13 protein-coding genes are annotated in these 22,227 nt (G+C 74.1%); 6 read left to right on the plus strand and 7 right to left on the minus strand.

Annotated elements, in window-relative coordinates:
- Positions 1 to 259 precede the first annotated feature (259 nt).
- Entirely contained in the window at positions 260 to 1,288 is a 1,029-nt protein-coding gene (locus ACFWBY_RS36095; RefSeq protein WP_385339400.1) for a M23 family metallopeptidase, read from the plus strand.
- A gap of 87 nt (positions 1,289 to 1,375) precedes the next feature.
- Here ACFWBY_RS36095 and ACFWBY_RS36100 read toward each other — a convergent pair whose 3' ends face one another.
- The 4 genes from ACFWBY_RS36100 to ACFWBY_RS36115 all read right to left on the minus strand — a co-directional run bounded on the left by ACFWBY_RS36100 (position 1,376) and on the right by ACFWBY_RS36115 (position 6,627).
- Positions 1,376 to 2,677, minus strand: coding sequence for a PrsW family intramembrane metalloprotease (locus tag ACFWBY_RS36100; RefSeq protein WP_385339397.1), 1,302 nt, complete (start codon positions 2,675 to 2,677; stop codon positions 1,376 to 1,378).
- Between the two features lie 44 nt (positions 2,678 to 2,721).
- Complete coding sequence (gene trmB, locus ACFWBY_RS36105) at positions 2,722 to 3,564, minus strand: tRNA (guanosine(46)-N7)-methyltransferase TrmB (protein ID WP_385339394.1); 843 nt, start codon at positions 3,562 to 3,564, stop codon at positions 2,722 to 2,724.
- A gap of 129 nt (positions 3,565 to 3,693) precedes the next feature.
- Positions 3,694 to 4,893: an L-2-hydroxyglutarate oxidase gene (lhgO, locus tag ACFWBY_RS36110; RefSeq protein ID WP_385339476.1), complete on the minus strand. Its 1,200-nt coding sequence runs from the start codon at positions 4,891 to 4,893 to the stop codon at positions 3,694 to 3,696.
- A gap of 78 nt (positions 4,894 to 4,971) precedes the next feature.
- On the minus strand, positions 4,972 to 6,627 hold the full coding sequence (locus tag ACFWBY_RS36115; protein WP_385339392.1) for a sporulation protein: 1,656 nt from the start codon (positions 6,625 to 6,627) through the stop codon (positions 4,972 to 4,974).
- A 630-nt stretch (positions 6,628 to 7,257) separates the two neighbouring features.
- Between ACFWBY_RS36115 and ACFWBY_RS36120 the strand changes: the two genes are divergently transcribed.
- Positions 7,258 to 9,501, plus strand: a complete 2,244-nt coding sequence (locus tag ACFWBY_RS36120; protein ID WP_385339389.1) for an asparagine synthase-related protein — start codon at positions 7,258 to 7,260, stop codon at positions 9,499 to 9,501.
- A 370-nt stretch (positions 9,502 to 9,871) separates the two neighbouring features.
- A complete protein-coding gene (locus tag ACFWBY_RS36125) occupies positions 9,872 to 13,219 on the plus strand; it encodes a BTAD domain-containing putative transcriptional regulator (RefSeq protein WP_385339474.1) in 3,348 nt (1,115 codons plus the stop codon).
- A gap of 6 nt (positions 13,220 to 13,225) precedes the next feature.
- On the opposite strand, the gene ACFWBY_RS36130 is transcribed toward ACFWBY_RS36125, so the two are convergent.
- Both ACFWBY_RS36130 and ACFWBY_RS36135 read right to left on the minus strand, forming a co-directional pair.
- On the minus strand, positions 13,226 to 15,151 hold the full coding sequence (locus ACFWBY_RS36130) for a sigma-70 family RNA polymerase sigma factor (RefSeq protein ID WP_385339387.1): 1,926 nt from the start codon (positions 15,149 to 15,151) through the stop codon (positions 13,226 to 13,228).
- A 234-nt stretch (positions 15,152 to 15,385) separates the two neighbouring features.
- Entirely contained in the window at positions 15,386 to 16,177 is a 792-nt protein-coding gene (locus ACFWBY_RS36135; RefSeq protein ID WP_385339385.1) for a TetR/AcrR family transcriptional regulator, read from the minus strand.
- Between the two features lie 343 nt (positions 16,178 to 16,520).
- On the opposite strand from ACFWBY_RS36135, the gene ACFWBY_RS36140 reads away from it, so the two are divergent.
- Entirely contained in the window at positions 16,521 to 17,915 is a 1,395-nt protein-coding gene (locus ACFWBY_RS36140) for an NAD(P)/FAD-dependent oxidoreductase (RefSeq protein WP_385339382.1), read from the plus strand.
- 147 nt (positions 17,916 to 18,062) lie between these two features.
- Positions 18,063 to 19,850: a SpoIIE family protein phosphatase gene (locus ACFWBY_RS36145; RefSeq protein ID WP_385339379.1), complete on the plus strand. Its 1,788-nt coding sequence runs from the start codon at positions 18,063 to 18,065 to the stop codon at positions 19,848 to 19,850.
- Positions 19,851 to 19,929: 79 nt separating this feature from the next.
- On the opposite strand, the gene ACFWBY_RS36150 is transcribed toward ACFWBY_RS36145, so the two are convergent.
- Positions 19,930 to 21,216 (minus strand): MFS transporter, encoded by a 1,287-nt coding sequence (locus tag ACFWBY_RS36150; RefSeq protein ID WP_385339377.1) that lies wholly within the window; start codon positions 21,214 to 21,216, stop codon positions 19,930 to 19,932.
- 111 nt (positions 21,217 to 21,327) lie between these two features.
- On the opposite strand from ACFWBY_RS36150, the gene ACFWBY_RS36155 reads away from it, so the two are divergent.
- Positions 21,328 to 21,864 (plus strand): MarR family winged helix-turn-helix transcriptional regulator, encoded by a 537-nt coding sequence (locus ACFWBY_RS36155; RefSeq protein ID WP_385339374.1) that lies wholly within the window; start codon positions 21,328 to 21,330, stop codon positions 21,862 to 21,864.
- Positions 21,865 to 22,227: the final 363 nt, after the last annotated feature.

Here is a 22,227-nt window from a genome sequence, read left to right on the forward strand (position 1 = left end):
GTCTTGATGGACCGTCAAGAGAGTGGTGTGGCGGAAGAGGTGGGCGAGTCGGCCGATTTTTGCCCGAGTTGATCCCTGAGTGCGGGTAAAAGTCCTGGCCAGGGCCATTCAGTAAGTGGCTGATTATCGTTAACGATCAATCGCAACTGCTTGGAATCACTCCCCCTCTTCTATTACCGTTCGATAACGCAGCGCGGTCGTCCCAGTCGTCGCCAGAGACGGCGCCGTGCGCGTGCGTGTCCATGAGGAGTGTGCCCCGGTGGCCTCCAACTCGCCTGCCCCTGAAGGCATCGAATTCCAGGAGCCGCCCACCGCCGGAGCCTGGGGCGAATGGAACCCCACCGAGGACTCGGCACGCCCGCCGCGCGGCAAGCACCGGGTCCTCAAGCAGCGCGGGGGACTCGCCCGGTCCTCCACCGTCCTGGGCGTCGGCGTCATCGCGGCGGTCGGCGCGAGCGGCATCGCCACCGCACAGGACCGGCCCCAGGTCGCCATATCCCTGCCCTCCATGCCCGAGCTCCCCGGCGTGCTGGGCGGCGGGGACGATGCCGAGGCCGACGGGACGCAGCACGCGGACGCGGACGCCGCCCCCGCCCGGACCGGAATCTTCCCGCGGCAGGCCGACCGCCGCGCCGACGCGGGCGAGCTGCTGCGCAGCCGCATCCTCCAGCAGGCCGAGTCCCAGCAGGAGGCGGCCGCAGCCCAGGAGCGGGCCGATTCCGAACGGGCCGCCCAGGAGGTCGCCGCCCAAGAGGCCCGCGAGGCCCAGGAGCGTGCGCGCGTGGCGGCCGAGGCCGCGGCGGCCGAGCAGGCGGCCAAGGAGGAGCGCGAGGCGCGGGAGGCCAAGGAGGCGGCCGAGGCCAAAGCCAGGGAGGCCGCCGTCAAGGCGGCCGGCGGCTACTCACTGCCCACCTCGGCCTACACCCTCACCTCCCACTACGGGGACTCCGGCTCCATGTGGTCCTCCGGCCACCACACGGGCCTCGACTTCGCCGCCCCGACCGGCACCCCCGCCAAGGCCGTCGGCAGCGGCAAGATCACCTCGGCGGGCTGGTCCGGCGCGTACGGCTACCGGATCGTGCTGGAACTGACCGACGGCACCGAGGTCTGGTACTGCCACCTGTCCTCCATGTCGGTGACCGGCGGCTCGGTCGCCGCCGGCGAGACCATCGGCCGGGTCGGCGCCACCGGCAACGTCACCGGCCCCCACCTCCACCTCGAAGTCCGCGAAGGCGGCACCACGGTGGACCCGCTGGCCTGGCTGACGGCGAAGGGCCTCAACGTCTAGTGCTGTGACCGGGAAGGTCCACCGGCCCAGCACTAGGTCGTCTCTAGCACTAGGTCGTCTCTCGCTGACCGTGCCGGGCGGCGCGGATCAGGCGAGGTCGGAAAGGGACGGCCTGAGCCCCGAGCGGGGGCCGCGATGGTCCCGCGGAGCCGGTACGCCGGCCAGTGCGGGCCGCTCCACGGGGACCCGGTGCGCCAGCGGATCGAACCAGGGCGGCAGCAGCTCCTCCAGGACCGCCGCCCGGGACAGGGCCGGTCCCGCCGTCGCGCGCCGCAGCCAGAGCCGGTGCAGCAACTCCCGCTCCCGGCCGGCGAAGTCGGGCTCGCGGGCCGGACCCACGCTGCGCGCCCGGTGACGCAGCAGGGCGAGGGCCGCCGCGTCGGCCTCGTACCGCGCCACCGCGCGCCCGGCCGGGCGGCCGCCCGTGCTCCGGGCCAGCTCCCGGGCCAGCGACCGCGCCGGCATCGACACCAGCGCCGGAACCTCGGCCGGGCCGAGCCAGCCGGCGGCCGCGTACACCGCGAGCTCCCCGGCGACGGCCCGCAGGCGCCGGCGCCGTATCCACACGGCCAGCCACGCCAGCAGCCCGAACAAGGGGACCATCACGCAGCCGTAGACCATGTAGAAGCCGGACTCCCCGAGGTCCGAGGAGCTGTTCCACAGCGCGTGCAGCCCCATGGCCGAGCCGAGCCCGAGCAGCGGCAGCCCCGCCCGGCGCCGGCGGTGGACGCAGAGGGCGGCCGCGCCGAAGCCCAGGCCGGTGAACACCGTGAACAGCGGGTGCGCGAACGGCGACATGACGACGCGGACGAAGAAGGTCGCGGCCGTGACGGAGTTCAGTACGGCGGTGCCGTTCTCCGCGTCCTCGCCGAAGGCGTTGCCGAGGTAGAGGATGTTCTCCGTGAAGGCGAAGCCGGTGGCGGTGAAACCGGCCACCACGAAGCCGTCGGCCGGGCCGGTGAACTGGCGCCTCCGGAACAGGAACACCAGCAGCAGGGCGGCCGCCTTGGCGCTCTCCTCGACCACCGGGGCGATGGCCACCGAGCCGAGCTGGTCGGCGTCGGAGGGATCGGCGGTGGCAGCGGCTATCCACTCGGTGGCGAAACTGTTGGCCAGTATGGCGATCAGCGCCGCCGCGCACGCTCCCCAGCCGAAGCAGAACAGCAACTGCCCCCACGGATGCGGCGCGGCCCGGCCCACCCACCGGAACGCCGCCAGGAGCGGCGCCACCGGTAGCAGGGCCAGGCCGAGGCCGACGAAGAACCCGGGGGTGCCGGTCTGCTCCCGCACGAGTTCCAGGATCGAGATGCCGGCGGCGGCGAGCAGCACGACGAGCACGTACGTGGGCACATGGGCCGCACCGGACAGTCGGGTTGTCGCTCGGAGCACGTGATGACTGTACCGAGCGACACCGACACGCGGAGTGACGTACTTCAGTTCCCGCTGTTGTCCGAGCCGTTGTCCGGGTTCTCGATGCGGCGGAAGAGCAAGTCGTGTACGACGTGCCCCTTGTCGAGTCCCTGTCCCTCGAATCGGGTCAGCGGGCGGAAGCCGGGACGGGGCGCGTAGCCGCCGTCGGCCTGCGTGTTCTCGAACTCCGGCTGCGCGGTGAGCACTTCGAGCATCTGCTCGGCGTACGGCTCCCAGTCGGTCGCACAGTGCAGGATCGCCCCCGGCGCCATGCGGGTGGCGGCCAGCGCGAGGAACTCGGGCTGGATCAGGCGTCGCTTGTGGTGGCGGGCCTTGGGCCAGGGGTCGGGGAAGTAGACGCGGATCCCGGCGAGGGAGTCGGGCGGCAGCATCTCCCGGAGCAGGATGATGGCGTCGCCGTTCGCGACGCGCACGTTGCCGAGCCCGTTGCGCTCGGCGAGGGCGAGGAGGTTGCCCTGACCCGGGGTGTGCACGTCGGCGGCGAGGATCCCCGTCTCCGGGTCGGCGGCGGCCATCTGCGCGGTGGCCTCACCCATGCCGAAGCCGATCTCCAGCACGACGGGAAGCCCGTCGAACATCTGCTTGAGATCGATGACGTCATGCCCGTCGATGTCGAGACCCCAGGTGCCCCACAGCCGCTTGAGGGCCTCGCCCTGCCCGGTGGTCACCCGGCTCCGCCGGGGCTGGAAGCTCCGGATCCGCCGCTCGTGGTGCGAGCCGGCCGGATCGGGAGCGGGCCCGTCGGGAAACCGCGGCTCGGTCCGCCACTTCGGGGGCGTGTAGGTACCGGTCGCCTCCGGCGCGGGCTGGGAGGCGGGATTCTGGGGGTTTAGTGGCTCAGACACAATGCCCAGATTCTACGCGCGCCCCCCGCCCACCCGGCGGCCCGCCCAGCCCCGCAGGGCACGCCACCCGCAGCCGCGACCCGGCGGTCGGGGAGTGTCCCGCGCAGCAGGGACCCGGGACCGCCGAAGCTACGCCGCGCGCAGCGCGGTGAGCGCTCGGGACGCGATCTCCCGCCCGATCGGGAGCGAAGCGGTGGCCGCCGGCGACGGAGCGTTCAGCACGTGCACCGTCCGCATCCCCTCCCGGATCAGGAAGTCGTCCACCAGCGTCCCGTCCCGCAGCACCGCCTGCGCCCGGACCCCGGCCGCCGCGGGCACCAGGTCCCCGGCCGTCACCGCCGGCAGCAGCCTCCGTACCGCCTCGACGAACGCCGGCTTCGACAGCGACCGCCGCACTTCGCCCGCCCCGTACCGCCAGTGCTGGGCGGCCATCCGCCAGGATCCCGGCCAGGCCAGCTCGTCCGCGAGGTCCCGCGGCCGCACCACGCCCCACCCGTACCCCTCGCGCGCCAGCGCCGGCACCGCGTTCGGCCCGACGTGGACCCCGCCCCCGATGCCCCGCGTCAGGTGCACCCCGAGGAAGGGGAACGCGGGGTCCGGCACCGGATAGACCAGCCCGCGCACCAGCTCCGGTCTCGCCAGGTCGTAGTACTCGCCCCGGAACGGCAGGATCCGCATGCCCGGGTCGTCGCCGGCCAGCCGGGCGATCCGGTCGCACTGCAGGCCCGCGCAGTTCACCAGGACCCGCGCGCGCACCACGAGGCCGGTGCTCGTCCGCACCGCCACCCCCGACGCGCGCCGCGCGATCCGCTCCACGGCGCCGCCGTAGACGATCTCGGCCCCCGAGGACTCCGCCAGCTGCTCCGCGACCCGCCCGTAGTCCACGATCCCGGTGGTCCCGACGTGGATCGCGGCGAGGCCGCGCACCTCGGGCTCGTACTCCGCGATCTGTGTCGGCCCGAGTTCCCGCACCGGGATGCCGTTCTCCCGGCCCCGCTGGACGAGCGCGTGCAGGCGCGGGAGCTCGTCCCGCTCGGTGGCGACGATGAGCTTGCCCGTCACCTCGTGCGGGATGTCGTGCTCCGCGCAGAACTTGACCATCTCGGCCGCCCCGCGCACGGCGAAGCGCGCCTTGAGCGAGCCCGGCTTGTAGTAGATGCCGCTGTGGATCACACCGCTGTTGCGGCCCGTCTGGTGCCGCGCCGGACCGGCTTCCTTCTCCAGGACGACCACACGGGTCCCCGGAGCGAGCCCGGCGAGGGCATGCGCCGTCGACAGCCCGACGATTCCGCCGCCGATCACCAGCACATCGCAGTCCACCCTGCCCATGCTGCCCACGCCGCCCACACTGACACCTCCCACCCCTGCATAGTGCACCCCGCCACTGACAAAGGGGCGACGCGGGGCCTATGCCGGGGTCACCAGCAGAGGCCTGGCCCGCTCGCGCAGTTCGGCGACGCGCGGTTCGTCCCCGTACGGTTCCAGCCGGTGCAGGAGGTCCCGTACGTATTCGGTCGTCCGTGCGGACGTGATCCGCCCGGCGACCTCGACCGCCCGGGTGCCCGCCGCGCACGCCGCGTCGAGGTTCCCGGACTCCAGCTCGGCGACGGCGCTCACCACGAGCCGCAGCCCGTGCGATCGTACGTACTCCTCCGTCGGCCGGGACAGTGCCTGTTCGGTGAAACGCCTTACCTGGCGCGGGAGTTTGAGATCGCGGTAGCACTCGGCCGCGTCCGCCGCGAAGCGGTCGTAGGAGTAGAAGCCGAGCCAGGTCGGATCGGCGTCGCCCTCCCGGGCACGCTCCAGCCAGCTCTCGGCGGCCTTCAGCGCGGCCCCGGCGGCCGCCGGATCGCCGGCCTTCGCGTGCGCCCGCGCCTCGACGAGGCGGAAGAAGCTCATGGTGCGGGCGGTGGCCAGGCCCCGGTTGCGTTCGACGGCGGCCTGCGCGAGGTCCACGCCCTCGTCCGCAAAGTCCCGATAGGTAGCCTGGAGCGACATCGAGGCCAGCACGTACCCGCCGAGCGGTACGTCGGCTGCCGCGCGGGCCAGGCGCAGGGCCTGGATGTAGTAGCGCTGGGCCGCTTCCTGCTGGCCGGTGTCGAAGGCCATCCAGCCGGCCAGCCGGGTCAGTTCGGCGGTCGCGCCGAAGAGCGCGCGGCCCACCTCGTCGGTGTAGGAGCCGAGCAGCAGCGGCGTCGCGTCCACCCGCAGGCACTCGGGGACCATCGACGAACGCCAGTCGCCGCCGCCGTACTTGGAGTCCCAGCGGCGGGCGTCCTCGGCGGCCTCGCGCAGCTTGGTCACATCGCTGTGGCCCACGCGCTGCGGGCCGGCCTCGGGCGCGTAAGGGGCGTGCGTTTCGCCTGGAGGCTGGGCGGGCACACCCCGGACGGGCGCTCCGGGAGGCGCCGGAAGGCCTTCCGGCGGGGCCGCGCCCGGCACCGGCTCGCGTGATGCCACGGTCGCGCGGGATGGCACCGGGCGATACTGCCCCGGTCCACTGCCCGGTCCACTGCCCTGCCCGCTGTCCTGTCCGTTCTGCCCCCTGCTCCGCACCTGGCCCTGACGCTGCCCGGACGCGGGCCCCGGCTCGCGCGCCACGGAACTGTCGGCGGGAGATATCAGCCAGCGCGAAGCCGGCGTCGCATATGCCGATACCGAGAACGAACCGGCGAGCGACTGCCAGATCCCGCCACCGCCGCGCCGCCCGGCGAGGTCGAGCCGGTAGAGGTCGGTGGCCGAGCGCACGGCGGCGCCCACGTCGCGCGGGAAGGCCAGCCCCACCTCGGGCGCCGGGTCCGCGTCCGCGAGGCCGATCTCGTGCAGCGGCACGGGCCGGCCGAGCTTCGCGCCGATGGCCGCCGCGATCAGGTGGGGCGCGGCGCCCTGCGGCACCATGCCCTTCGAGACCCACCGGGCCACGGACGTCTTGTCGTACCGAAGTGTCAGGCCGCGCTGCGCGCCGAGGTCGTTGACCCGGCGGGCGAGCCCGGCGTTGCTGATGCCCGCGAGGGCGAGGACGGCGCCGAGCTTCTCATTGGGCTCGCGGAGCTCCCTGGACATGCGCCACCCCTCGTCACACGCGGAACGCATACGCCGCCGGGGCATAGGCGCCCGGCATTTCGTAAACCCAGCGTAGTTCCCTGCCTCCCAAGCGTTAAGGCCTCTTGTTCCGTATGGCGGGATTGTTGTCCGTATGCACAGTCGGGCGGGGTCCACGCCCGGGGCGCACGTGTCAGCGCGTGCTCCGCCCGTGTGGCCGTGCGCCCGGCCGTGCGCTCTGGCCGCTCCGCGGGGCCGGCGATTCGATGTGCGGTGCGTGGGTCGGCCCGCCGCGTGGATCCGGCGGGCCGGGGGACGCCGCTGCCCCAATCCCCGCGGGTGGCGGAACGGTCCGGGGGGCGGACGCCGCCTCCCGGGCCGCGCTTCGCCGTGCCCCGCCGGATGGGACCGGCGGGTCCGCGGTACGGCCTGAGAATGGCCGAAAGCGACCTATGGGACGCTGGGAACGGAACGCCAAATACCGCATGGACGGGGCGTGTTCGTTCGCACGCGCGCCCCCTTAACCACTCTCGCACGCCTGTCTCGTGGCAGCATGGTCCCCGAGCCACCCGGGGTCCCGCCGGTCGTGCCCAGAGAGCCGGCCGCGCCGTTCGTACCCCGGTCAGGTGCCCACGGGCTGGGGAGGCGGCGGTGCGCTGGTTGGTGGGTTGGAGCAGTATCGCCGCGAGCTTCGGCACGGCCGGACGGGTCGCGGGCCCCGGCTCCGCCCGAAGCGCCGCGCAGGGCTCCGGCCAGGGCGCATACGGCTCCGGCCACGCCACCGGCTACGGCCCCGGCCCCGACGGATGGGCCGACGGCCCCGTCCGCGGCGGCCTCGCCGACGCCGACCACGCCGACGATCCGGCCGCCGCCGACGCCGACCGCACCGTGGTCCCCGTGGGCGCCCAACTGCTCTGGGGAGACCCCGACCCCCTCTGGGCCGTCGGCGACTGGCGACCGGACGAGATCCGCACCCTCACCGCAGACCCGGCCGACCCCTTCACCCGGCTCGTCGTCCTCGGCTGCTGCGGCGCCACCGACGGGGAACTGCGCCAGGCCCTGTACGCCGCCCGCGGGGGCGCCCTGCGCCACCTCACCCAGTGGCCCGGCAGCTACACCGCCGTCGTCCAGGCCGGCCGGCGCATCACCGTCGTCGGGGACCTCGCCGGAGCCCGGCCCGTCTTCTACACCCCCTGGGCCAGCGGAACCGCGTACGCCACCGCCGCCCTCCCGCTCGCCGACCTGATCGAGGCGCAGCTCGACGTGGGCCATCTCGCCGCCCTGCTGGCCTGCCCCGACAGTCCGGAGGCGCTGGGCGACGGCACACCGTACGTCGGCGTACGCCGGATCCCGCCCGGCCACGCCCTGATCCTGCGCGAGGGCTCGCGGGAGATCACCGGGTACGAGTCGGTGGCCTCCCTCGCGGTGGCCGCCCCCGAGGCCGACCCCGAGCGCGCGGTGGAGGGCGTACGGGAAGCTTTGGTCGACGCGGTGCGCGCCCGGCTCACGGCTCCCCGCCATGCTCCCGAGGCGGCGGCCTACGACCCCGGACCCGTCCCCGGAATGGGCCCCGCCGACCGCCGAGCGGCCCGCGGCGCCCCCGCGCCCGTTCCCGGAGTGGGCGCCGACCTCTCCGGCGGCAGCGCCTCCGCGACCCTCGCCCTGCTGGCGGCCGGCCTCCCCGGAGCACCGGGCACCATCCTCAGCCGCACCGGCGAACGCCTCCTCGCGGTCACCTTCAACGACCTCGCCACCCCGCGGGGCCGCGAGGCCGAACTGGAACGCGCCCACGCCATCGCCGCCAACCCCCGGCTGCACCACGTGGTCGTGGCCGCCGCCGAGGAAGCGCTCCCCTACGCGGACCTCGACGGGCCCCTCACCGACGAACCGGGCCCCTCCCTCGTCTTCGCCGCCCGCGAGCGCCGCCGTCTCGCCGCCGGCTCCGCGGACCACTTCACCGGCCACGGAGCCCGCCAAGTCCTCGACGCCCACCCCGCCCGGCTCGCCGACCTGCTCCTCGACCGCCGCCGGCGCCACCTCCTGCGCCCGGCCCTGGCCCTGGCCCGCTCGTCCCCCGGCGACTCCCTCCTCGTCCCCCTCACCGTGTACTCGGCCGCCCGCCGCCTGGCCCGTACGCCGTACCGCGCGGGCATGGAAGCGGCGGCGGCCCGGCTGCGCGAGGGCGCGGCCTCCGGGGGATCCTCCTCCCCGGTGGACGCCTCGCTCGCAGCCCTGACCTGGTCCCGGCCGGGCCCGGCGGCGGCCTGGCTGACGGGCGAGGCGCTGGCCGAGGTATCGATCCGCCTCAGCGCCGCCGCGGGCCGCCCCCCGCTCTCCCTGCGCCCGGGGGAGGCCCGGGCCCGTGCCGTCCTGGCCCGCCACGCGGCCGGCCACCGGGTCTTCGAACAGGCAGTGGAGGTCCGCAGCCAGCGGCTGCACGCCCCCTTCCTGGACAATCAGGTCGTACGGGCCGCCCGGGCCCTCCCCGAATCCCTGCGCGTCCAGCCCGGCGCCCGTGCGGCGATCCTGCGCACCGTCCTGTCCTCGGCCGGCGTCCGCGAACTCCCTCCCGGGTGGGGCGCCACGACCCGCGCCCCGAACGAATCGGCGACCCGACTGGGCCTGCGCACCGCCCTCCCGGAGCTCCTGTCCCTCTTCTCCGCCCCCCTCCTGGCGGACGCGGGCCTGATCGAGGCCCGGGTCGTGCGCCAAGCCCTCCTCGACGCGGCGGACGGCCACCCGGTCCCGTTGGACGGACTGGCCGAACTCGTCTCGATGGAACTGTGGTTGGGCCGCCTCCTCGCCCGCCGGGGCACGTGCTGGACGGGCACCTCCACCCCCCGCCGCCGCGCGGTCCCCACAGGCGTCCCCCTCCGCCCCAAGGCCCTCTCGTAACCCACCCCCTCACCGGCCGCCCGCTTCGTCCGTCGCACGCTGTCCCGCCGCCCGGCGTCCCACCCGGGGCATGAGCCGACAACTCGTGGGTCCTTGCCCGCAGTTGTTTCCGGCCCGTCGGCGTTCGAGGCGCCGGTCCCCGGGGCGGGAGCCCAGGGCCCGGACGGAGCCGAACACCCCCGACCGGCGTCCGCACCCGGCGAAGGACCGGCAGTATTGCCCCGTGCGTTACCTGATCCTCGGCATCACCGAGGCCCGCGACGAGACCGACGAGACCGACGAGACCCACACGGCTCACCGGGCCGACGAGACCCCCACGGCCCCCCAGTCCGAGGTGCGCCGGGCCGACGAGGTGCGCCGGGCCGACGAGGTGCACCAGGCCGACACCCACACCCCCCGCCCCCTCGGCGGCCCCCGCCTCCGCGCACTCCTCACCGCGCTCGCCCTGCGCGCGGACACCCGCACCCCCGCCCCCGTCGCGGACCTCATCGACGAGGTCTGGGGCGACGACCCGCCCGGGGATGCCCCCGCCGCCCTCCAGGCCCTCGTCGCCCGGCTGCGCCGCGCCCTGGGCGCCCGGGACACCGTCCTGGCCGACCCCGCCGGCGGCTACCGCCTCGCCGTCCGAGGCCCGGACGACGTGGACTTCCACCGTTTCACCCGGCTGGCCCGCCGAGGAGCCCAGGAGCTCGCCTCCGGCCGGCACCCCGCCGCCGCCGTGACCCTCCGGTCCGCCCTCGGCCTCTGGCGCGGCCCCGCCTTCGCCGATCTCCCGGAGCCGGCCCGCACCACCCACGCGGCCGCCGCCGAGGCGCGCCGCACGGCGGCGCTCCGCGACCGGGTCGAGGCCGATCTCCGCTCAGGTGCCACGGATCCGGCGACGCTCCTCCCGGAGATCGAGGCGCTGATCCAGGGGAACCCGTACGACGAACGCCTCCGCGCCCAGCAGCTCCGCGCGCTGCGCGCGGCCGGCCGCCCCGCCGAGGCCCTCGCCGCGTACGAGCGCACCCGCCGGACCCTGTCCGAAGCCCTCGGCACGGACCCCGGCCCCGAACTGGTCTCCCTCCACGCCCAGCTCCTCCAGCCGGCCGCGCCGCCCACCCCGCCCCGGACCCCCGCGCCCCGGCGGGGCAACCTCCGCCCCCGCCTCACCTCCTTCGTCGGGCGCGAGCCCGAACTCGCCTCGCTCCGCGCGGACCTGCCCCGCCTGCGCCTGATCACGCTCACCGGCCCCGGCGGCTCCGGCAAGACCCGCCTCGCCGAGCACGCCGCCGCCGAGCACGCCGCCGCGACTACCGCCGCCGCCGAGCACGCCGCCGCGACTACCGCCGCCGCCGAGCACGCCGCCGCGACTACCGCCGCCGCCGACCACGCCACGGCGACTACCGCGGACGCCGACCACGCCGAACCGGCCTGGCTCGTCGAACTGGCCCGCCTGGACCACCCCGCCGCCGTCCCCGGCGCCGTCCTCAGCGCCCTCGGTCTGCGCGAGAGCTCCCTCGTGGCCCGCGAGAAGGCCCCGACCGAGGACCCCACCGCCCTCCTCGTCGAGCACTGCGCGAACCGCCGCCTGCTCCTCGTCCTCGACAACTGCGAGCACGTCATCGGCGCCGCCGCCGACCTCGCCGAACGCCTCCTCACGCACTGCCCCGGCGTACGGATCCTCGCCACCAGCCGTGAGCCCCTCGGCGTCCCCGGCGAAACGATCCGGCCCGTCGAACCGCTCCCGCCCGCCACCGCGCACCGGCTCTTCGCCGACCGGGGCGCCGCCGCCCGCCCCGGTTTCGCCCCCGACGAGGACCCGGCCGCCGTGGCCGAGATCTGCGCCCGCCTGGACGGCCTGCCGCTCGCCATCGAGCTGGCCGCCGCCCGGTTGCGCCTGCTCACCCCGCGCCAGATCGCCGACCGCCTCGACGACCGGTTCCGCCTCCTGACCAGCGGTTCCCGGACCGTCCTACCCCGCCAGCAGACGCTGCGCGCCGTCGTCGACTGGTCCTGGGACCTCCTCTCCGAACCCGAACGCACCGTCCTGTGCCGCCTGTCCGCCTTCGCCGGCGGCTGCGACCTGGCGGCGGCCGAAGCCGTCTGCGCCCTGGAGGCCGACGTCGACGCCGACGCCGACACCGACGCCGACGCCTACGCCGATCACGAGGCCGACGTCGCCCACCTCCTCGGCTCCCTCGTCGACAAGTCCCTCGTCTTCGCCGAGCCCGCCGGCCCCGCCGGCATGCGCTACGGCATGCTCGAAACCATCCACGAGTACGCCACCGAACGCGCCGCGGCCGCCCCCGCCGCCCGCACCCGTACCGCCCGCCGTCACGCCGCCCACTTCACGGCCCTCGCCGAGGAAGCCGAACCCCTGCTCCGCTCCGCCGCCCAGCTCCCCTGGATCCGCCGGATCGAGACCGAGCTCGACAACCTCCGCGCCGCCCTGCACACCGCCGTCACCCACGACGACGGCGACACCGCACAGCGCCTCGTCTTCGCCCTCGGCTGGTTCTGGTGGCTGCGCAACTACCGCGACGAGGGCGCCGAGTGGACCGGCCGGGCCCTGGCCCTCACTCCGCCCGACCCGCCCGATGGCTCCCCGTCCTACTGGATCCTCATGCGCCTGGAGGTCCTCCGCGTGTTCCTGCTCGCCGAGGGCCGCGATCTCGAGGAGTTCCACTCCCCGGGCTACGCCGCCTCCTCGGCCCGCATCACCGAGGCCTTCGGTCGGGGCGGCCCCGAGACGGTCCGCTTCCCCGGCATGCTCTGGCCCATGGCCTCGTACCTCACCGGCGACGTCCTCGGCTTCCACGCCTGCCTCGAAAGCGCCGTCGAGAACTGCCGCCGCCACGGCTCCGACTGGGAGCTGGGCGTCACCCTCATGCTCCGCACCCACGTCGCCATCGACATCACCGGCGGCCTGCCCACCGTCGACGCGGACATCGCCGAACTGCACGAGATAGCCGACCGGGTCGGCGACCGCTGGACCCGTTCCCAGGTCGCGAGCGCGTCCGGCGAACGGGCCCTCTCCCGCGGCCGGTACGACACCGCCCGCACCGAGTACGAGGAGTGCCTGCGCCTCGCCCGGGAGGTCGGCGCGGACCTCGAAGCGCCCTTCGTGCTCGTCCGGATCGCCGAAACGGCCTTCTGCGTCGGGGACGTCGACGGCGCCGAGCAGCTGCTGGCCCAGGCGGACCGCGAGGCCGCGCAGTTCGGCGGGGTGTACGACGTGCGCGCCTACAGCCGACTGGTCGCCTCGCTGCTCGCCCTCTTCCGGGGCGACCTCGACCGGGCCCGCACCGACTGCGATCTGGCCCGCGCCGAGGCCGCGAAGTTCACGGGGCCGCCGCAGCTCACCGCCGGACTCGCCAACATCGAGGCCGTCCTCGCCGCCCGTGAGCACGGCCCGGAGGCGGGCCTGGCCCTGATCGCCCCCGCCCTGGCCGCCGCCGTCGCCGGGCACTGCGCGGAACGGGTCCTCGCCGCGCTCGCCGAGACCGCCGCCGGTCAGCTGGCCGCCACCGGCCGCCCGGCCGAGGCCGTACGGGTCTTCGCGGCCGCCACCGCCTGGCGTGCGGGACACCCGCGGTCGGTCCCGGAGGCGGCGGCCCTCGACGGGTTCCCGGACCGCACCCGCGCCGCGCTCGGCCAGGAGCGCTTCGCCCGGGAACAGGCGGCCGGCGCCGCGCTCACCCCGGCGGAGGTGGCGGCGCTCCTCACCGGAGGCTGACCTTCGTCAGCGGCAGCCGATCACGGCGTCGGCCCAGGTCGCCAGCGTCGGCAGGCGCCCGCCGCCGGCCCGTTCCACGACCAGGCGCAAGGTCTCGTGCCCGGCCAGGGAGACGGACAGGCCCACTGCCGGGTCCCCGTAGCCGAGTGCCCGGGACTGCCACAGGCGCTGCCCGTCCGCGTACACGGAGAAGCGCACCTCGCCGTCCGTGAACAGCGACAGGCCGTCCACACCGGCCCGTGCGGAGAAGCTCGCGCACTGGCGGTTGAGGACGATCTCCACGGACGAGCGGGAGTCGACGGTGATCCCGTGCCCGAAGCGCTGCCCGCCGATCTGCGGGCTCCAGCGCTGCCACACCCAGCTGCTGCGCCAGGTCTGCAGCTCGGGGCCGCTGTGGTCCCCGGCGACGGAGTGGTCCAGCCCGGCGAGGCGGAACCCCTCCGGGGCCCGCGGCGGCGGAGGAGGCGTCGGCTTCGGCTTCGGACTCGCGCTGCGGCTCGGGCTCGGGCTCGGCGAGGGCCGCTCCCGGCTCGGCGAGGGCGCCGGCGCGGCCGGCGCCCCGGCCACCGGCGGCTTCGTCGCCCGCGCCGTCGGTACGGGCCCTCGCGCCGGCGGCGGCTGCGCCCCCGCCGGGCTGGGCTCCCGCGCGGCGGGGGCGGAACTCCCCGGCGCCGGAAGGGCGGGCGCTACCACGCCCGGCGCGGGCGCCACCCGGGCCTGCGGCTCGGTGTCGTCACCGGCCAGCGCGAACACCACCCCGGCGGCCGCGGCGACCACGACCCCGGCGGCGATGGCGGCCTTCGCAGGCAGCCCCAGCCCCTCCGAGGGCACGGCCGCGCCGATACCGCCGGACCCGGCCCCGCCCGCCGCACCACCCGCGGCGGCCCCGGCTCCCGCTCCGGCCGACGACCCGCCGGCCGCGGCCGCGGCGGCTCCGGCACCGCCTGCGGCGACGGCCCCGCCCGCCACCACTCCGGCGGCCTTGGCCGCGTACCCGGCGGCGAACCACCCGATGACCGCGACCGGGAGCAGCGCGGGAATGCCCGCGTTGACGTCCTTGAGCTCCCCGGCCGCGAGCCGGCACCGGGCGCACTCCTCCAGGTGGCTGCGCAGACCCCGCTCCGCCCGCATGCGCAAGCCGCCGCGGGCGTACGCGCCCAGCCGGTCGGCGTACCGGGCGCAGTCTCCGCCCGAGCTCAGCGCGGTGCTCACATGGGCCTGCAGGTAAGCCTGCTTGAGCCCTTCGCGGGCCCGGCCGGCCAGCACGGCGGTGGCGTTGGCGCTCAGCCCGAAGAGCGGTGCGATCGAGCTCGGCGAAGCCTCCTCGACGGTGGTGTGCCACAGCACGGCCTGCCACCGCTCGGGCAGGCTCCGGAAGGCCTGCATGGCGAGGGAGTGCTCGGCCTCGCGCATCGCCCTTACATCGGCGCCCAGTTCGAGGGTGTCGTCCCCGGTCAGCGCGACGGTGCCGTCACCGCCTCCGGCGGCCTGCTCCGCGAACAGCGCGAAGTCCTCGACCAGATGCTCCCGTCTCGCCGTCTTCGCCCAGGCCGCGGCGACCCGGCGCACGGTGGTCAGCAGATAGGCGCGCACCGACTGGTCCGGGCCCGCCCCGCCCCGTACGGCCTGGAGGGTGCGTGCGAACACCTCGGCCGTCAGGTCGTCGGCGGTGTGCCCGTCGCGGCAGCACGTGCGGGCGTAGCGGCGTACGGCATCGGCGTGCCGGCGGAACAGCTCCTCGTACGCGCCGTCGTCGCCGCCGCGCACCCGGCCGATCAAGTCCCCGTCGGACGGCGGCAGCTCACCGCTCGACCCGGCGGCGTGGCGCCCGCCCGGCTCGCGCTGCGCCGGGACCTGCCGTGCGGGCGGGCTGCCCGTCCCGACTTCGCCACCGGCGCCGGCGCGTGGCTCTTCCCGCCCGTCAACGCTCATGGCGGACGCCCCCGCACGACACACTCAACCGGTACACCGATTCAGCGTGGCACATGGTGGACGCGCACCGGACCCGTCTCCACGCCATCCACTCATCCGGGCAAGCCACGGCGAATCGCCGTGCGCCACCTCACCCGTTCGAGCGATAGTGCGTTCGATGGATCCGGTTGACGCCACCCCGCGGGGGGACCCGCCATCCGCGTCGGGCCGTGCCGGGCCCTGCCCGTCGACGGCCTACACGGTCCGGGACCGCAGCCCTTCGAGCAGGATGTCGAGCAGTCGGGCCGAGGCCGCCGCCTGCTGCGCCGCGTCCGGCAGCGCGGGCGCCGCCGTGGCTATCACCAGCAGCACATCGGCCACCGTGACGTCGGCGCGCAGCTCGCCGGCCTCCCGGGCACGGTCCACCAGGCGGCCGACGACCTCCAGCAGCGCACCCGCGCCCGCGTCGTCCGAGGGCTCGTCCTCCAGGCCGGTCCGCGAAGCCCCCACGACCCGCAGGTCGGGTGTCCCGCCGGCCGCGACGGCCTGACGCTGGTGCGGAACGCGTGCTTCCTCGTCCTGCGCCGCGTCCTCGTCGGGGCCGCCGACCCGCAGCACCTGCGGCGGCAGCAGCCGCCCGGCGCCGGAGGCCACGGAGGTGCGCAGGAAGCACGACAGCGCCTCCCACGGCTCCTCCTCCTGGCCGAGCGCGGTACGGGCCTGCTCGGTCAGCCGGGAGGTCTCCTCCTCGGCTATCCGCCGGACCAGGACGTCCTTGCTCGGGAACCGCCGGTACACGGTGCCGACGCCGACCCGCGCGCGCCGCGCCACGTCCTCCATCGGAGCCCCGTAGCCCAGCTCGCCGAAGACCTCGCGGGCCGCGCGCAGTACGTGTTCGAGATTGCGCTGCGCGTCGACGCGCAGCGGAGTGGAGCGGCCCACGCCGTGCGTGGTGGCACCGCTCGCCATCAGTCGGCCATTGCTTTCCGTCGAGGCCGTGGCCGTCGACAGTGCGGTGACAGAAGCATGGAAATCGGAAATGTGCATGTGTATCCCCCGGTAATCATTTGTCTCCCCCCGGAGACACTCCCCGCCTTCGCGTCGAGAGGGGCCACGGTCATGAGGGCCCCCGGTCCTACTCCTCGACGAGATACGAACATAGTTGAGCCAGAGTCAATTCAGAAGAGGCAGCCCCGGACGGACAGCCCCCCGATCGGAGCATTCACCCCCATTTTTCCGTTCCAAACCCCCGGAATCAGCCCTTCCGCACCCCCTGACCTGCGCACCTTCACCTCCACCTGCCTCACGCGACCACCCCGCCCCGGGCATCCCGCCGGTCACACAATGTGCCGGGCCTGTGGACAAACTCCGGGCCACGATGCGTCATGGGATGGTGAAGGCTGCTAACTCCCGGGGCACGGACCCCGGTACCCCGCCCCGTACGCGGATCCTCATCGTCGGCGGCGGCTACGTAGGCATGTACACGGCACTCCGGCTCCAGCGAAAGCTGAGAACCGGGGAGGCCGAGGTCACGGTGGTCACGCCCGAGCCCTACATGACGTACCAGCCCTTCCTCCCGGAAGCGGCCGCCGGCTCCATCTCCCCGCGCCACGTCGTGGTCCCGCTGCGCCGCGTCCTGTCGAAATGCCGCATCGTCATCGGCGAGGCCCAGCAGATCGACCACGCCGCCCGGACCGCGACCGTCACCACCCTCGCCACCGATGAGGAGGGCGGCGCCCCCGTGCGGATCGAGTACGACGAACTCGTCCTCGCCCCCGGCTCCGTCTCCCGCACCCTCCCCATCCCGGGACTCGCCGAATTCGCCATCGGATTCAAGACGGTGGAAGAGGCCATCGGCCTGCGCAACCACGTCATCGAGCAGATGGACATCGCCTCCTCCACCCGCGACCCCGCCATCCGCGACGCGGCCCTCACCTTCGTCTTCGTCGGCGGCGGCTACGCGGGAGTCGAAGCCCTGGGCGAGCTCGAGGACATGGCGCGCTACGCGGCCCGCTACTACCACAACGTCAAGCCCGAGGACATGAAGTGGGTGCTGGTCGAGGCCAGCGACCGGATCCTCCCCGAGGTCGGCCCCGAGATGGGCACCTACACGATCCGCGAACTGCGCCGCCGCGGCATCGACCTGCGCCTGGAGACCCGGCTCGAATCCTGCGAGAACCGCGTCGCCGTCCTCAGCGACGGCGCCCGCTTCCCCACCCGCACCGTCGTCTGGACCGCCGGCGTCAAACCGCACCCGGTCCTCGCCGCCAGCGACCTGCCCAAGAACGACCGCGGCCGCCTCGCCTGCACCTCCTTCCTCACCGTCGAAGGCGTCGAACACGCCTGGGCGGCCGGCGACGCCGCCTCCGTCCCCGACATCACGGCACCGGAGAAGGGCACCGCCTGCGCGCCCAACGCCCAGCACGCCGTCCGCCAGGCCAAGGTCCTCGCCGACAACCTCGTGTCGTCCCTGCGCGGCGGACTCCTCACCGAGTACGCCCACAAGTACGCCGGGTCCGTCGCCTCGCTCGGACTCCACAAGGGCGTCGCCCACGTCTACGGGCGCAAGCTCAAGGGCTACCCTGCCTGGCTGATGCACCGCGCCTACCACCTCAGCCGCGTCCCCACCCTCAACCGCAAGACACGGGTACTCGCCGAGTGGACCCTCTCCGGTCTCTTCAAGCGTGAGATCGTCTCCCTGGGATCCCTCGAACATCCCAGGGCAGAATTCGAACTCGCAGCGGGCGGAGGCCCCAAGGACCCTCCGAAGAAGAGCGGAGGCTGACGCTGTCAGTGCCGTCCGCCACACTGGACGTGTGACCATAGGTGGGCTCACACCTGCACAGAGTGACATCAGCGTGACATCCGAGTGCCACCCGATCGCCACCGAGTGACACAGCGACCACGAGCGACACCACGAGGCTTGAAAGCAGTGAACTTCACGCGCTGGAGCGCCCGGTTCCCCGGAACGCAGCGTCGCGCCGCCGCCCGGTCCGAACACGCCGCAGCCCAGGCCAAACGGGGCGAGGGTTCGGTCCCGGCAGCCCGCGGCGCCGGCCATTCTGCGACCGGGACCGACACCGACCCCTCCGGCCCCGCCGACCCCACCGTCCGCGGCACCGGTTCGGCCACCGCCGCCACGCCCGCCACCGCCGGTACGGGAGGCTCCGCCGAGCCCGTGCCCTCCCCGGACGAGCTCTCCGTACGGGACGTCCTCGGCCGACTCCCGGCGCTCGTCGCCCTCGTGCACGGCCCGGAGCACCGCGTCGCCTACGTGAACGACGCCTACACCGCCGGCTTCGGCGCCCGTACCCCCGGCGCCCCCGCACACCTCGCGCTCCCCGAGCTCGGCGAGCTGGGCCTGCTCCCGCTCCTCGACCAGGTCCAGCGCAGCGGGAAGCCGCGTACCGCCAAGAACCGCACGGCCCCCGGCGGCGCCAGCTCGTACACCGTCACCTGCACCCCCGTCGACTTCCCCAAGGCCGGCGCCGACGACGCGGCCGAAGACCCCCGGCACGCCGGGATCCTGATCCACCTCGCCGACGTCACCGACCACGCCGAGGCCGCCGAGCGCCTGCGGGCCAGCGAGCGCCGCCAGCGCGAGGCCGCCGTCACCCTCCAGCGCTCCCTCCTCCCGCAGGAGCTGGAACAGCCCGACGACCTGCGCGTCGCCGCGACCTACCAGCCCGGCGGCACCGAGGCGGCCGTCGGCGGCGACTGGTACGACGTCATCACCTTGGGCGCCGGCCGAACCGCCCTCGTCATCGGCGACGTCATGGGCCGCGGGGTCCGCGCCGCCGCCGTCATGGGCCAGCTCCGTACCGCCGTGCGCGCGTACGCCCGCCTCGACCTCCCGCCCCACGAGGTGCTCCAGCTCCTCGACGGACTGGCGGCCGAGATCGACGCGAGCCAGATCGCCACCTGCGTCTACGCCGTCCACGACCCCAACGAGGGCCTCCTCGCCTACGCCTCCGCCGGCCACCTCCCGATCCTCGTCCGCGACGAGGACGGCACCGTCCGCCGCGCCGCCGACCCCACAGGCCCGCCGCTCGGCACCGGCGGCTGGCTCCACACCTCCGGCACCATCGCGCTGGGCCCCGGCTCCACCGCCGTCCTCTATACAGACGGCCTGGTCGAGCGCCGGGGCGAGGACATCGACGAGGGCGTCGCCGCCCTCGAGCGCGCCCTCTCCGGCGCCCAGGGCACGCCCGCCGTCATCTGCGACCGCCTGATGCGCGCCCTCGGCGTCGACGCCGACCACGACGACGACGTCGCCGTGCTGGTCCTCCAGCAGCCCGCCCGCACCGGAGCCGACGCGGAGCTCTTCCACAACGCGGCCCTGGAACTCCTCGGCGGCATCGAGGCCGCCCCGCGCGCCCGCGCCTTCGCCCAGGGCGTCCTCGCCTCCTGGCGCTTCCCGGTCGAACTGTGCGACCTCGGCGTCCTGGCGGCGAGCGAGCTCGTGGCGAACTCCCTCCAGCACGGCACCCCGCCCATGCGCCTGCGGCTGCGCCGCACCGACCGCCGGCTGATCATCGAAGTCACCGACGGGGACGACCACCTCCCGCGCCGCCGCCGCGCCGAGCCGGCCGACGAGACCGGCCGCGGCATCTCCATCGTCGCCACCGTCGCCTCGTCCTGGGGCTGCCGCCGCACCCCGGGCGGCGGCAAGGCCGTCTGGTGCGAGTTCGCCCTCCCTGACAAGGACAAGGACAAGTAGCGTCCGGACCCGAAGAAGGCCCCGATCCACCGGACCGGGGCCTTCTCACGTTCGCGGTGGAACGACCGCCTCTTCGCGCCTACGCGGCTACGGGCTCGGCAGCCGCGATCGTCTGCGCCGCGCCGGCGCTCCGGGCCTGCGTCGGGTTGTCCTGCACCGGAGTCAGCTGCTTGCCCAGGCGCAAGGCCAGCCCGGCGATGCCGAGCGAGACCAGGACGAAGATCCCGATGTAGAGCATCGGCACGCCCGCGCCCAGCGGCACACCGAGCGGCCCGAGCGCCAGCGCCATCTGCTTGACCAGGGCGAAGGCCGAGTTGTACTGGCCCACGGACCCCTCCGGAGCCAGATCGGCCACCAGCGGGGCCAGCGTCGGCGACAGCATCGCCTCGCCGATGCCGAAGAGCCCGTACGCGGCCACGAACGCACCGGCGGCCATGACGGCACTGCCGTGTCCCAGACCGGAGAAGCCGGCGATGACCCACGCGGCGGTCCAGATCAGGCCGACGAGCGCGATCACCCGGGACCGGCGACGGTTCTCCACGAGCCGCAGCACGACGAACTGCGCGAGGACGATCGCACCGGTGTTGGCGGCAAGCGCGAATCCGAGCGTGGACGGGGTGATCCCGGCGGCCTCGGTACCGAAGGCGGCGAGCCCCGATTCGAACTGTCCGTAGCAGGCGAAGAAGAGGACGAAGCCGAGCACGCAGAACTGCACCATGGCCTTGTGCTCCAGCAGGCGCTTCCAGCCGCCGCCCGCCGGGACGGCGTCCTTGGCCAGGGCATTGCTGATCGCCGGCACCTGCGGCATCCGCACGGTGGCGATGACCCCGGCCAGGACCAGGAACATCACGGCCTCGATGCCGAAGAGAAGCGTGAAGCTGCCGGGCCGGCTCTCGTCGACGATCAGACCGCCGATGAGCCCGCCGATGCCCAGGCCCAGGTTCTGCATGAAGAACTGGAAGGCGAAGGCACGCGTCCGGGTGGACGGAGTGGAGCACCGCACGATCATCGTGGCCAGCGCGGGCTGCATGACGGCCTGGCCCGCGCCCAGCGCGAGGGCGGAGAGCAGGATCGCGGCCACGCCGGTGGAGAACCCGAGCGACAGCGCACCCGCCGAGGCGAGGACGGCCGCTCCGATGACGACGGGGACCGGACCGCGCCGGTCGATCACCCGCCCGGTGAAGGGCAGCGCGAGGAGCGCGCCGAGGGCGAACGCCATGAACGTTCCGGTGGCCCACATGGGGTCCAGCTCTCGCACCTTCGCCGCGTAGACATAGAGGAACGGAACCGTGAAGCCGATGCCGAACGCGGTCAACGCGTTCCCGGCCTGGATCCGCCGCATCGCAGCGCCCATCACCTTGGTCACTTCTCACCACCTTGATTGCTGAAGCCTGAAGACTTCACAGCTAAAGTTCGACCCTTAACTCTACACATCGAAGGAGTTAGACGCCAACGGCCGCGTGCGATACTTCGGACCATGGGTGACACCCCCGACGGCACTGCGCCCGTCCACGAACCGAGCCTCGACGAACAGATCGCCGTCTATCAGCGCGAGTTCCAGGACCTCGACCCCCAGGTCGAGAAGGTCGTCTCGGCCTTGAGCCGCCTGAACCGCCGCATGAACGTGGCGTACGGCCGTCAGACGGCGGCCCTGGGCATCAGCAACGCCGAGTGGGAGGTCCTCAAGGCCCTCGTCCTCTCGGGAGCCCCCTACCGGATGGGCCCGAGCGAGCTCGCGAAGCAGCTGGGCCTCACGCCGGCGGCGATGACCCACCGGATCGACCGCATGACGTCGGAAGGACTGGTCACGCGCGAGCGGGACGAGAACAACCGCGTGCGCGTGATCGTGGAGCTCACCGCGGAGGGCCGCAGCAAGTGGCTGGACGCGATGCGGGCCGCCACGGTGTTCGAGGAGGACCTCCTCCAGGACCTGTCCACCGCGGAACGGGGGGTCCTGGGCGACATGCTCACCCGCCTCCTGGGCCGCGTGGAGGACCTCCAGTCCCCCAGTTGACCCGCCCGGAGTCTGGGGTTGACACCGACCTCGCGAGTCCGTAAGGTTCTTCGAGTTGTCCCTGAGCCGAAAGGTTTCAGTAACAACGAATCCCGCCGCCTCGTAGCGGCACCCAACTCAGCACGATCTCCCACCGGGAACGCATTCGGCATGCCCGAATTCATTTCCGAAGGCCGATTATGAATCGACCGGGAAATCCACTAGAGTTCAGGGAGTCGGAAGGGCCCAACAGCCCGGAAGGCAAAGCCCGCTGACTGGGAGTCAGGCCCGAAAGAGTCTGATAGAGTCGGAAACACAAGAACGAAGGAAGCGCCCGGAGGAAAACCCGCGAGGGTGAGTACAAAGGAAGCGTCCGTTCCTTGA

This window comes from Streptomyces sp. NPDC060049 (assembly GCF_042736715.1).
Classification (GTDB): Bacteria; Actinomycetota; Actinomycetes; order Streptomycetales; family Streptomycetaceae; genus Streptomyces.

Bases quoted from the DNA above. Each gene is read 5' to 3' on its own strand.
- lhgO (WP_385339476.1), bottom strand. From the start codon at position 4,893: ATGGGCAGGGTGGACTGCGATGTGCTGGTGATCGGCGGCGGAATCGTC.
- ACFWBY_RS36115 (WP_385339392.1), bottom strand. From the start codon at position 6,627: ATGTCCAGGGAGCTCCGCGAGCCCAATGAGAAGCTCGGCGCCGTCCTC.
- ACFWBY_RS36130 (WP_385339387.1), bottom strand. From the start codon at position 15,151: ATGAGCGTTGACGGGCGGGAAGAGCCACGCGCCGGCGCCGGTGGCGAA.
- ACFWBY_RS36135 (WP_385339385.1), bottom strand. From the start codon at position 16,177: ATGCACATTTCCGATTTCCATGCTTCTGTCACCGCACTGTCGACGGCC.
- ACFWBY_RS36140 (WP_385339382.1), top strand. From the start codon at position 16,521: ATGGTGAAGGCTGCTAACTCCCGGGGCACGGACCCCGGTACCCCGCCC.
- ACFWBY_RS36155 (WP_385339374.1), top strand. From the start codon at position 21,328: ATGGGTGACACCCCCGACGGCACTGCGCCCGTCCACGAACCGAGCCTC.